This window comes from Desulfovibrio sp. ZJ746 (assembly GCF_011039155.1).
Classification (GTDB): domain Bacteria; phylum Desulfobacterota; class Desulfovibrionia; order Desulfovibrionales; family Desulfovibrionaceae; genus Desulfovibrio.
This window is the reverse complement of sequence record NZ_JAAKEK010000002.1, coordinates 327,373-340,153: the sequence shown is the minus strand read 5'-3', so window position 1 is coordinate 340,153 and position 12,781 is coordinate 327,373. Positions and strand designations below refer to the sequence as shown.

Here is a 12,781-nt window from a genome sequence, read left to right as displayed (position 1 = left end):
GAAATGGATTACAATCTTCCGCACAGCATTCCGCATTGCTGAAACAAGGTTCCGCCATGTGCGCTCTTTGCCCCATAAGGAGTTCGCTTGTGAATATTGGCGCCTACACCTTTGAGGAATTCCGCTCGCTGGCCGAGAATTTTCACGGCTACGCCGCTCCCGGCGTTCTCGTGGGCGCCTACATGGTGGAGCTCGCGAAGCGCCATCTCCCCGAGGGTACGCTCTTCGAGGCCGTGGCGGAGTCCGCCAAGTGCCTGCCGGACGCGGTGCAGCTCTTGACGGCGTGCAGCACGGGCAACCAGCGCCTCAAGGTGTTCGACCTCGGCCGCTATGCGGTGACACTGTTCGACAAGCACACGGGCGAGGGCGTGCGCGTGAGCCTCGACCCGGACAAGATGGCCGCGTGGCCCGAGCTCCACGCCTGGTTCTTCAAGGAAAAACCCAAGCGCGAGCAGGATTCCGCCCGGCTCGAGGCGGAAATCCGCGCCGCGGCCGACAGCATCTGCAAAGTTGAAAAGGTGCGCATCCAGCCGCGCTTCCTGGGGCGCCGCCACGCGGAAGGCATCGTCCGTTGCCCGCTCTGCGGCGAGGCCTATCCCAAGGAGGACGGCCCCATCTGCCGTGGCTGCCAGGGCGAGGCCCCCTATGAGACCCTCGCCGGCGTGGCGCCCCGGCATGCGTCGCCCGGGGGCGTCCGCATCGTGCCCGTGGAGGAGGCCGTGGGCAAGACGGCGGCCCACGACATGACGCGCATCGTGCCCGGGCAGTTCAAGGGGCCGGAATTTCGCGCCGGCCAGCGCATCGACGCGGGCGATGTGTGCCGCTTGCAGAAGATGGGCCGCTTCCGCGTGGCCGTGGTGGAGGAGGGGACGGACAGCCCCGAAACCGGGGAGGCCGTCCACGAGAACACGGCGGCCGAGGCCTTCGCCCGGCGCATGGCCGGCCCCGGCGTCACCTACCAGCTCCCGCCCAAAGAGGGCAAGGTCGACTTCAAGGCCGAGATCGACGGTGTTTTTTGCGTGGATACCGCGCGCCTTTTGCGCTTCAACCTCGTGCCCGAGGTCATGGCCGCGTCGCGCCATGACGGGGCCAGGGTGGAGGCGGGCAGGGGCGTGGCGGGCACGCGGGCCATCCCGCTCTTCCTCTCCCGCGCCAATTTTGCCCTGGCCCTCGCCGCGCTGGAAGGCGGCCCGCTCTTCCGGGTGCTCCCCATGCGGCGGGCCAAAGCCGGCATCCTCGTGACCGGCACCGAGGTTTTCCAGGGCCTCATCGAGGACCGCTTCATCCCGGTCATCTCCGCCAAGCTCGCCGGCCTCGGCTGCGACATCGTGCGCACGGACATCGTGCCCGACGACCGCGAAAGGATGCTCGAGGCCGTTTCCGCCATGCGCGAGGCCGGCGTGGACCTTTTGCTCACCACGGGCGGCATGTCCGTGGACCCGGACGACGTGACGCGCGAGGTGCTGCTCGCGGCCGGCCTCACCGACGCCGTGCACGGCGTGCCCGTGCTACCCGGGGCCATGAGCCTCGTGGGGCGCATCCCCGCCACACCCGGGGGCGCGCAAGGCGGCATGCAGGTGGTGGGCGTGCCGGCCTGCGCGCTGTTTGCCAAGACGACCTTCCTTGACCTCGTGCTGCCGCGGCTGCTGGCCGGGCGCGGCTTCACGCGCGCCGAGGCCGCGCGCATGGGCGAGGGGGGCTATTGCATGGGCTGCAAGGTCTGCACGTGGCCCAAGTGCCCCTTCGGCAAATAGCGGGGGGCCATGCCGGCACTGTAAACGGTTTTTGTATTCCAAGTTGTTGCGAGGACATAGAGTACGCACGTCATATGCAACGGGGCCCCGGCCCCAAACAAGGAGTGCTTCATGGCCGACATCCAGGATGTGGCGAGCGCCCGCACCCACTTCAAGTGCAGCCGCCTCAGGGGCGCACGGGTGGGTTCGTCGGTGTGCCAGTACTGCGCCGTGGGCTGTTCGCAGCTCGCCTTTCTCAAGGATGACGTTCTCATAGATGTGGAGGGCGACCCCAGAAGCCCGGTGAACGAGGGGCGCCAGTGCCCCAAGGGCGCCACCATCTTCGCCCTGAACGACAATCCCTACCGCGCGACCAGGCCCCTCTACCGCGCGCCCGGCGCGAAAGAGTGGAAGGAAGTCAGCCTTGACTGGATGATCGAGACCATCGCCCAGCGCGCCTGGGCAACGCGCGAACGCGGCTTCGTGGCCAGGGACGACAAGGGCATGACCATCAACCGCGTTCACAACATGGGCTTTGTGGGCGGCTCGGCCAACGACAACGAGGAGTGCTACCTCTTTCGCAAGCTCATGACCGGGGGCCTCGGCATCCTGCCCGTGGAAAACACGGCCCGCTACTGCCACTCCACCACGGTGGCCGCGCTCGCGCCCACCTTCGGCTTCGGCGCCTGTACCAACCCTCCGCGCGATCTGCTCAACAGCGACTGCATCGTCATCATGGGCTCCAACATGGCCGAGGCCCATCCCGTGGCCTTTTACTGGCCCATGCAGGCCAAGAAGAAGGGCGCCACGACCATCCACATCGACCCGCGCTATACCCGCACGAGCGCTGCCTGCGACCACCATGTGCCCATCCGGCCGGCCACGGACATCGCCTTCCTTTCCGGGGTCATCCGCTACATCCTCGAGAACGACCTCTGGTTCCGCGACTATGTGCTCGCGTACACCAACGCCTCCACGCTCATTGACGAGCGATTCCATTTTGACGATGTGGCCGGCCTCTTCAACGGCTGGGACCCGCAAACGCGCAGCTATTCCCTCGAGCCCGATTCCTGGGACTACCAGTATGAGATGAACCCGGACGGCAGCCGGGGAAAGCCCAAGCGCGACCCCACCCTGCAGGATCCGCACTGCGTGTTCCAGCTCCTGAAGCATCAGGTGGCGAAATACACGCCCGAGATCGTGGCGGACATCTGTGGCTGCCGCCCGGCCGATGTCATCAAGGTGGCCGAGTTCATGGGCCGCAACTCCGGGCCGGACAAGACCACGGCCTTCTGCTACGCCACGGGCTTCACCCAGCACTCCACGGGCACCCAGATCATCCGCACCGTGGCCATCCTCCAGCTGCTCCTCGGCAACATCGGGCGCCCCGGCGGCGGCATCCTGGCCCTGCGCGGGCACTCCAACGTGCAGGGCGCCACGGACATCCCCACCCTGTTCGGGGCGCTGCCCAATTACATCCCCATGCCCGAGGCCAGGCCCGGCAACGCCACGCTCGCCGACTATCTCGCTAACGGCCACGGCTTCAGCGCCGCGCGCGACAAGAAGGACGGCATGTGGAAGCTGGAGGCCGAGCGCGGCTCCTGGGCGGCGCTCCCGAACTACATGGTGAGCCTGCTCAAGGCCTGGTACGGCGAGGGCGCCACGGAAGAGAACGAATACGGCTACCAGTGGATGCCGAAGCTCACCGGCAATGACTCGCTCACCGTGACCATGGAGCGCATGCTCAAGGGCGAGGTGGAAGGGCTCTTCGTGTTCGGCCAGAACATCGCCGTCACCAATCCCAACACCGGCTGGAGCCGCGACGCCGTGCGCAAGCTCAAGTGGCTTGTGGTTTGCGACCTCTTTGAAAACGAGACGGCCTCCGCCTGGTACGCCGACCCCACGGCCCCGGACGCGGCGAGCGACTGCGAGACCGAGGTCTTCCTGCTGCCGGCCGCCACGGTGCTCGAGACGGACGGCTCCGTCACCAATACCGAGCGCCTCATGCAGTGGCACGAGCGCTGCAAGCCGGCCCCGGGCTTGTGCCGGTCGGACGGCTGGTGGGTCTACCAGCTCGGCAAGGCCTTCAAGAAGCTCGCGCAGCGCTCCGGCGAGGAGCGGGACGCGGGCCTGCGCGCCCTTACGTGGGACTATGACCCCGGGCCCGGCAAGGTGAATGCCGCAGGGCTGCCCCCGGTCCCCGACGACCTCGACATGGACAAGGTGGCCTTCGAGATGAACGGCTACACCATCGCCACGGGCGCCCCCTGCCAGGGTTCCGGGGACCTGCGGGCGGACGGCACCACGGCCTGCGGCTGCCGGCTGCTCTCCGGCTTCATCGACGCCAAAGGCAACAACCTCATGAAGCGCGAGGAGGCGGGCGAGGTGGATCACGAGATCGACCTTGACTACCGCTTCGCCTGGCCGACCAACAGCCGCATCCTCTACAACCGCTGCTCGGCGAGGCCCGACGGCTGCCCGTGGTCGGAGAAGAAGCGCCTCATCTGGTGGGATGCGGACAAGGCCCGCTGGGTGGGCTACGACAAGCCGCAATTCGACGAGACCAAGCCGCCCGACTATGAGCCCGCGCCCGGCGCCAAAGGCGGCGCGGCCCTCGGCGGGGCGGACCCCTTCACCGTGCATTCCGACGGCCGGGCGTGGCTCTTCGTGCCCTATGGCATCAAGGAAGGCCCCTTCCCCGCCCATTACGAGCCCGTGGAATCGCCCTATGTGAACCCCCTCTGGAAGCAGGACCGCGACCCGGGCGTGCACATCATCGACGACCCGAAAAACCCCATCGCCACGCCCGGCGACGGCGCCTTCCCCACGGTGATGACCACCTACCACATGGTGGAGCACTGGCTCTCCGGCTCCATGACGCGCCACATCCCGTGGCTCGTCCAGCTCCAGCCCCAGAGCTTTGTCGAGATGTCGCCGGAGCAGGCGAAAAGCGCCGGCGTGCAGCCCGGGGCGCTCATCGCCGTGGCGAGCGCGCGGACGGTGCTCCAGATGCGCGCGCTCATCACCCCGCGCCTGCGCATCGGCAAGGTGGAGGGCAGGGAGGCCACCGTGGTCGGCGGTTTCGTCAATTCCGGCTACAAGGGGGTGGTCTGCGACCCCGTCACCAATGACCTGAGCCCGGCCATCATGGCCCCGGACGGCCTGATCCCGGCCTCCAAGGGCTTTGCGGTGCGCGTTACGGCCGGGAGCGAGGCCGCTGCCGAAGACTTCTCGCCGGAGCCCGTGAAATATCCCGAATCCATGACCAAGCCGGTGCCTGACACCCCGTGGCCGGCCCAACCGGAAGGGAGGAGCTGAGGCATGAGTTCGCTGAAAGAACGCATCTTCGCAGTTGTGAAGCGCGCGTATCCGGGCGGCGAGCCCGCGCCCAACGGGCGCCTCGACCCCGTGTACGCGCTGTTCCGGCGCTACCAGCCCAGGCCCGCGGAACAGGAGCTCGCCTATTTTACCGACACTTCCCTCTGCAGCGGCTGCAAGTCCTGCGAGATGGCCTGCAAGCAGTGGAATCAAATCCAGAGCGAACCCATCCGCTGGTCCGGGGACAGCTATGACAACACCTTTGACCTCTCCGCGAAAAACTGGCGGCATGTGAAGTTTATCGAGCGCTTCCCCGAAGAGAACCCCGCCAACCGGCCCGCGCCCAGAACCATCGACGGTCTGCTCAGGGAGGAGAAGGCCGGCCAGTGGCTCTTCATGAGCGACCAGTGCAAGCATTGCCAGACCTCGCCCTGCCATGAGGCCTGCCCCACCGGGGCCATCATGCGCAACGAGTTCGGCGGCGTGTACTACCAGACCGACATCTGCATGGGCTGCCGGATGTGCATGGCGGCCTGCCCCTTCGGCGTGCCCGAGGTGAGCCCCGAGACCGGGCATTCCATGAAGTGCGCCGAGTGCTATGACCGCCTGCGCGACGGCCTCACCCCTGCCTGCCAGCTGGCCTGCCCCACAGGCGCCATCGAGTTCGGCCCGCGCGAGACCATGCTGGAAAAGGCGCGGGCGCGCATGCGCTTTTTGCACGAGCACGGCCACCCCGAGGCCCGGCTCTACGGGGCGGACGGCTTCGCCGAGTATTCCGGGCTCAATTCCTTCTACCTCATCATGGACAAGCCCGAGGTGTACGGCCTGCCCGCCGGGCCCGTGACCCCCACCACCTTCATGCCCGGCGACTATCTGCGCGGCATCGCCACCCTCGTGGTGTGCGGCGCCGCGGTCGCGGCCTGCCTCATGGGGACGATCCTATGAAAGACATGACCTGGATCAAGGGGCAGCCCTCGTCCTACGAGCTGCATGACCTCACGCACTTCCCGGACTGGCGCGGCCTCATCGTCTGGGACGCCTTCTTCAACAACCTGACCTCGGGCCTCATGGTCATCATCGCCCTGACCGCGCTTGGCACCGCGCGCGTGTTCGGCTGGCTTTTGCCATACGCGCTCATCCTGGCCTTCCTCATCCTCGCGGTGGACCTCGTGCTGCTGGTGGCCGACCTGGGCGACCCGTGGCGCTTCCTCCATTCGCTTCGGGTGTTCCGGCCCACCTCGCCGCTCTCCGTGGGCGTGTGGGCGCTCACGGGCTACGCCATCTGCCTCTTCCTCGCCATCCTCACCACATGGGTGCCCGCGCTGTTTGGCGTGCCGCACGCCGTGGGGCTGCACATGGCCATGGCCTCGCGCATGTTCACGACGCTCGCGGCCCTCTGCGCGGCCGCGGTCATCTGTTACAAGGGTGTCGTGTTCAGCTGCACCTCGCAGCCGGGCGTGAAGAACGCGCGCTGGCTCACGGCCTTCATGGTCAGCGATTCCCTGCTCATGGGCTGCGGGCTCTACATGTGCCTCGCCGTGTTCCTGGGCGCGGGCATTGCCAACGCGTGGCTCATGGTGCCCTTCCATATCCTGCTGCTCATCCGCTTCGGCACCTTCTGGCTGCTCTGGCTCGACGTGGCCCCGCGCGCCCGCAGGATGCACAGGTCAAACGCCTTTATCTTCATCATGGTCTATATCGTTGGCGGCATCATCGCCGCGGCGCTCGCCTGCAAGGGCGGGCAGCCGGGCATCCTCGCCGCCGGGGTGCTGGTGCTCTTGACCGGGCTTTGCGAGCGCGGCTGGATCATCGGGCTCACGCGGCCCCTCTGAGCGGGGCGGAACCTCAACAACCGCACGTCCCGCACGGGACGCGGGGGGAACCATGGAACACTACGATTCCAAAACCCTGCGGCATTTCAAGCTGCGCACCGGGGACCTTTTCTCGGATATGCGCGACCACAAGGGCTACACCGTCCACCGGGGCTGCCGCAGCTGGGAGAAATACTATCACGGCCGCTGGGGGCATGACCGCATCTCGCCTTCCACGCACGGCGTCAACTGCACGGGCTCCTGCCGCTGGAACGTCTATGTGAAGGACGGCATCATCGTCTGGGAGGCGCAGGCGGCGGACTACCCCACCCCGCACGCGGATTTCCCCGACTACGAGCCGCGCGGCTGCCCGCGCGGGGCCTCGGCCTCGTGGTATGTGTACAGCCCCCTCCGGGTGCGCTATCCCTATATCCGCGGCGAATTGCTCAACCTCTGGCGCCAGGCCCTCAAAGAAAAGGGCGACCCCGTGGCCGCCTGGGAGGACATCCAGAACGACCCCGGGCGCCGCGGCGCCTACCAGAAGGCGCGCGGCATGGGCGGCTTCGTGCGCTTTTCGTGGGACGAGGCGCTGACGCTCATTTCGGCCTCGCTCATTTACACCATCCGCCGCTACGGGCCCGACCGCATCTTCGGCTTCACGCCGCTGCCGGCCATGAGCATGGTGAGCTTCGCCTCGGGCGCGCGCTTCTTCTCCATGCTCGGCGCAAGCATGATCAGCTTCTATGACTGGTACTGCGACCTGCCGCCCGCCTCGCCGCAGGTGTGGGGCGAGCAGACGGACGTTTGCGAGAGCGCGGACTGGTACAACGCTGGCTACATCATCTCCTGGGGCTCCAACCTGCCGCAGACGCGCACGCCCGACGCCCATTTCTACACCGAGGCCCGCTACCAGGGCACGAAGATCGCGGCCGTTTCGCCGGATTACGCGGACTTCACCAAGTTCGCCGACACGTGGCTGCCCGTGCGCGCGGGCACGGACGGCGCGCTCGCCATGGCCATGACCCATGTGATCATGCGCGAGTTCTTCATCGAGCGCCAAGTGCCGTATTTCCAGGACTATGTGCGCCGCTTCACCGACCTCCCCTTCCTCCTCGAGCTGGAGGAGAAGAATGGCGCGCTCGTGCCCGGCCGCTACCTCCGCGCCTCGGACTTCGGCCACGGCGGCAACAACCCGGAGTGGAAGCTCGTGGTGTTCGACACGCGGCGCGGGGCGCCGGCCGTGCCCATGGGCTCCATCGGCTCGCGCTGGGGCGAAAAGGGCACCTGGAACCTCGAGATGCGCGACTGCTACGACGGCAAGGACCTCGCGCCGGCCCTGAGCATGGAGGAGCGCGCGGGCGCGAGCTGGGAGCTCGTGGACTTCCCGGTATTTTCCGAAACCGCCCCCACCCTGCGCAAGGGCGCGGTGCCCGTGGTGGAGATGGAAATCGGCGGGGCGAGGAAAAAAGTCACCACCGTGTTCGACATCCTCGCGGCCAGCCTTGCCGTGGACCGCGGCCACGGGGGCGACGTGGCCCGCTTCTACGAGGATGGCGTCTACCCCACCCCGGCCTGGCAGGAGGGCGTCACCGGCGTGCCGGCGGCCGATGTCATCAAGGTGGCGCGCGAGTTCGCGGACAATGCGGAAAAAACCAGGGGCCGCTCGCTCATCATCATGGGCGCGGGCATCAACCACTGGTACCATAACGACATCAATTACCGCGCCATCCTCAACCTGACGAGCCTCTGCGGCTGCCAGGGCGTGGCCGGCGGCGGCTGGGCCCACTATGTGGGGCAGGAGAAGGTGCGGCCGCAGGCCGGCTGGGCCACGCTGACCACCGGGACGGACTGGTTCCCCGCGCCGCGCCGCAGCCAGGGCACGACCTTCTATTATTTCGCCACCGATTCCTGGCGGCATGAGCTCCTCAACATCGCGGGCGCCTGCCCGGCGACACACAAGGGCGAAATGCCGGAGCACCCGGCGGACTGCTTCGCCATCGCCGCGCGCCTCGGCTGGATGCCCTATTATCCGCAGTTCCGGCAGAACCCCATCCAGATCTGCGAGGACGCCGCCAGGGCCGGCGCTTCCACGGACGAGGAGATCGTGGACTACGCGGTCAAGGGTCTTCAGGACGGCCGCATCCAGATGGCCATCGAGAACCCGGACAGCGAGGAGAACGTGCCCCGCTTCATGATGTTCTGGCGCGCCAATCCGCTGGGCTCCAACGTCAAGGGGCATGAATACTTCCTGCGCTACCTGCTCGGCACGAAGGCCTCGGCCCTCTCGGAAGAATCGGAGAGGAAGCCAACGGAATTTCACGCCGGAGAGGCCATGCGGCAGGGCAAGCTCGACCTCATGGTCACGGCCGAGATACGCATGAACACCTCGGCCGTCTATTCCGACATCGTGCTGCCCTCGGCGCACTGGTACGAATACAACGACCTCTCCACCACGGACCTGCACCCCTTCATCCATCCTTTCACCGAGGCGGTGGACCCGCCGTGGGAGGCGCGCGACAACTGGTCCATGTTCGCCCTTCTGGCGCGGAAGTTCTCCGCCATGGCCGCCACCCACCTCGGCGTGCGCAAGGATCTCGTGGCCTCGGCGCTCGAGCACGACTCGCCCAACGAGGTGGCGCAGCCCATGGGCGAGGTGAAGGACTGGACCAAGGGCGAGACCGCGCCCGTGCCCGGCAAGACCATGTTCAACCTGCGCGTTGTGGAGCGCAACTACGCGGACATGTTCAAGATGTATTCCGCGCTGGGGCCCAATGTGCAAAAGCCCGACGGCGTGGGCACCAAGGGCGTTAAATGGTGCTGCGCCACGGAATACGAGGTGCTGAAGCGCATCCTGGGCGTGGTGGACGAGCCGGGCGTAAGCCACGGCATGCCGCGCATCACCTGCGGCAAGGACGCCTGCGAGGTGGTGCTCACACTCTCGCCGGAATCCAACGGACGGGTCAGCGTGCGCTCCTGGGGCGGCCTTGAGGAGAAGACGGGTCGGGAGCTCGCCGACATGTCCAAGCCCATTGAGGGCGTGCACCTTACCTTCCAGGCCGTGTCCAAGCGGCCGCGCAAGGGCTTCACCGCGCCGGAATGGAGCGGCATCGAGGCGGACGGCCGCACGTATACGCCCTTCCAGATCAATGTGGAGCGCCTCGTGCCCTTCCGCACCCTGAGCGGCCGGCAGCACTTCTACCTCGACCACGCCTGGATGCGGGCGCTCGGCGAGGCCCTCCCCGCATACCAGCCGCCGCTGCCGCTGGCCCAGATCGGCGAGACGAGCGGCAAGCTCATCCCGCGCGGCAAGCAGGATCTGGTGCTCAACTTCCTCTCCGTGCACAGCAAGTGGTCCATCCACTCCTCGTATTCCGACGTGCACCTCATGCGCGTGCTCTCGCGCGGCGGCGGCGAGGTGTGGCTCAACGACGAGGACGCGGCCTCCGTGGGCATCAAGGACAACGACTGGCTCGAATGCTACAACGCCAACGGCGCCTTTGTGGGCCGGGCGGTCGTCACCCACCGCCTGCCGCGCGGCAAGACCTTCATCCACCATGCCCAGGAGCGCTTGATCAACGTGCCCATGTCTTCCGTGACGGGCAACCGCGGCGGCACGCACAACTCGCTCACCCGCGCCCTCGTCAACCCGGCGCAGATGATCGGCGGCTACGGGCAGTTCAGCTACTCCTTTAACTATTACGGGCCCACGGGCTGCCAGCGCGACGAGATGATCGTCGTCCGCAAGGCTGAAAAGGTGGTGTTCGATGAAAATTAAAGCCCAGATGGCGATGGTGATGAACCTCGACAAGTGCCTCGCCTGCCACACCTGCACCATCCCCTGCAAGAACGCGTGGACCACTCCTGCGGGCTCGGAATACATCTGGTTCAACAATGTGGAGACCAAGCCCGGCATCGGCTACCCCACGCAGTGGGAAAACCAGGAGCGCTACCACGGCGGCTGGACGGTGAAGAACGGCAAGCCCGAGCTCAGGGCCGGCGGCAAGATGAAGAAGTTCCTGAGCCTCTTCGCCCAGCCGGACCTCCCGGACATCAAGGACTATTACGAGCCCTGGAACTACAATTACCGCTACCTCACCACGGCGCCGGCCTCCAAGGTGCAGCCCGCGGTGGGGCCGCGCTCGGCCATCACCGGCGAACCCATGAAGGTGGAATGGGGCCCCAACTGGGAGGACGACCTCGCCGGGGCCAACGTGACCGGCCTCGAGGACGTGAACTTCAAGGGCATGGAGGCGAAAGCCTGGCTCCAGTACCAGAGCGTCTTCATGTTCCATTTGCCGCGCATCTGCGAGCACTGCCTGCACCCGGCCTGCGTGGCCTCGTGCCCCTCGGGCGCGCTCTACAAGCGCGACGAGGACGGCATCGTGCTTGCGGACCAGAGCCGCTGCCGCAGCTGGCGCATGTGCATGACGGCCTGCCCCTACAAGAAGGTCTACCTCAACTGGAAGACCCACCACTCGGAAAAGTGCATCTTCTGCTATCCGCGCATCGAGGCGGGCGAACCCACCCTCTGCGCCCAGTCCTGCCCGGGGCGCATCCGCTATGTGGGCGTGATGCTCTACGACGCTGACAAGGTGCGCGAGGCGGCGGCCTGCGCCGACCCGGCAAAGGTCTACGAGGCGCAGCTCGCCGTCTTTGTGGACCCGGACGACCCGGAGATGGAAAAGCAGGCCCTCGCGGACGGCATCCCGTACCAGTTCGTGGACGCGGCCAGGCGCTCGCCCATCCGCAAGCTCGTGAGCCAGTGGCGCCTCGCGCTGCCGCTGCACCCGGAGTTCCGCACGCTGCCCATGGTGTGGTATATCCCGCCGCTGAGCCCGCTGGTCGCGGGCGGGGTGGCCGCGGCAAGCGACCTCGACAACATGCGCATCCCGCTGCGCTATCTCGCCAACCTGCTCGCCGCCGGCGACGAGAAGCCGGTGCGCGAGGCATTGCAGAAGCTGCTCGCCATGCGCGACTTCATGCGCGAGGAGCGCTTTGCGAAAAACGCGGCCGCCGGTGAAACGGGCAACGAGCCCGGCACCGAGGACGACTTTGCGGAAAACCCCTTCGTGGCGGACGACCCGGGGCGCCCCAACGCGGCCACGGACGCGCTGGCTGCCTTGGGCCTCACGCCGGGCGACGCGCGCGCCATGTACCGCCTGCTCGCCATCGCCCGCTTCGAGGACCGCTTCGTGGTGCCCTCGGTGCGCCGCGAGATTGGCGGGGGCGACCTCCAGGCCTTCAAGGGCTCAGTGGGCTTCCCGGAGGAGATCTCATGACGGCAGGGGAGCGCGCGGCGCTTTTGCGCATCTCGCGCCTGCTCGAATACCCGGATGCGGCGTTTTTCGCGGCCATCCCTAAGATGCGCGCGGACATCCGGGCCAGTCTCGGGGGCGGGGAGGCGGCGGAGATCGGCGCCTTCCTGGACAGGCTGGAGGCGCTGGGGCCGCAGGGCGCGCAGGAGGAATACGTGCGCGTCTTCGACCATGACCCGTCAGCGAGCCTCTATCTCGCCTGGCACCGTTACGGCAATGACCGCGGGCAGGGGAGGGCCATGGCCGCGCTGAACGGGCTTTACCGCACGGCCGGCTTCGAGCCGCTGCCCGGGAGCTTCCCGGACTATCTGCCGCGCGTGCTGGAATTCCTCTCCGCGTGCGAGGACTGGGCGGCGGAAGCCCTGCTCGACGGTTTCGGGCCCGAGCTCGCGGCCCTCGAGAAGCGGCTTGCCGAGCTCGACTGCGCGCAGGCGCCGCTGGTGGGGCTCGCGCTCAAGGGCCTGCGCCGCGACTGGCCGGAGCGCTTCAAGCCGCGCGCGCATGACCCCACGCGCCGGCCCATGGCCGCGCCGGAGCCGGAGTTCAACCCGGCAACGCATCCGGCCATGGATACGGAACGATTTGTCTAGAGCGATCATAAAGG

Annotated in this window: 7 protein-coding genes; all 7 read left to right on the top strand. The window is 67.2% G+C overall.

The features are described from left to right. Positions 1–89: 89 nt before the first annotated feature. The 7 genes from G7Y54_RS05845 to narJ all read left to right on the top strand — a co-directional run bounded on the left by G7Y54_RS05845 (position 90) and on the right by narJ (position 12,767). Complete coding sequence (locus G7Y54_RS05845; protein ID WP_165078344.1) at positions 90–1,754, top strand: FmdE family protein; 1,665 nt, start codon at positions 90–92, stop codon at positions 1,752–1,754. Between the two features lie 111 nt (positions 1,755–1,865). Next, the gene (gene fdnG / locus G7Y54_RS05840) at positions 1,866–5,051 is read left to right on the top strand and encodes a formate dehydrogenase-N subunit alpha (RefSeq protein WP_165078343.1); all 3,186 of its coding nucleotides are present in this window, start codon (positions 1,866–1,868) and stop codon (positions 5,049–5,051) included. 3 nt (positions 5,052–5,054) lie between these two features. Next, the gene (locus tag G7Y54_RS05835; protein ID WP_165078342.1) at positions 5,055–5,996 is read left to right on the top strand and encodes a 4Fe-4S dicluster domain-containing protein; all 942 of its coding nucleotides are present in this window, start codon (positions 5,055–5,057) and stop codon (positions 5,994–5,996) included. Further along, positions 5,993–6,883 carry a polysulfide reductase NrfD gene (locus tag G7Y54_RS05830; RefSeq protein WP_165078341.1) on the top strand — a complete coding sequence of 297 codons (891 nt, stop codon included), beginning with the start codon at positions 5,993–5,995 and terminating at the stop codon, positions 6,881–6,883. The genes G7Y54_RS05835 and G7Y54_RS05830 overlap by 4 nt, the downstream gene beginning before the upstream one ends. Before the next feature lie 52 nt (positions 6,884–6,935). Then, complete coding sequence (locus tag G7Y54_RS05825; RefSeq protein ID WP_165078340.1) at positions 6,936–10,637, top strand: nitrate reductase subunit alpha; 3,702 nt, start codon at positions 6,936–6,938, stop codon at positions 10,635–10,637. Then, positions 10,627–12,141, top strand: coding sequence for a nitrate reductase subunit beta (narH, locus tag G7Y54_RS05820; RefSeq protein ID WP_165078339.1), 1,515 nt, complete (start codon positions 10,627–10,629; stop codon positions 12,139–12,141). The genes G7Y54_RS05825 and narH overlap by 11 nt, the downstream gene beginning before the upstream one ends. Further along, positions 12,138–12,767 (top strand): nitrate reductase molybdenum cofactor assembly chaperone, encoded by a 630-nt coding sequence (gene narJ, locus G7Y54_RS05815; protein ID WP_165078338.1) that lies wholly within the window; start codon positions 12,138–12,140, stop codon positions 12,765–12,767. Before narH ends, narJ begins: the two co-directional genes overlap by 4 nt. Positions 12,768–12,781 lie beyond the last annotated feature (14 nt).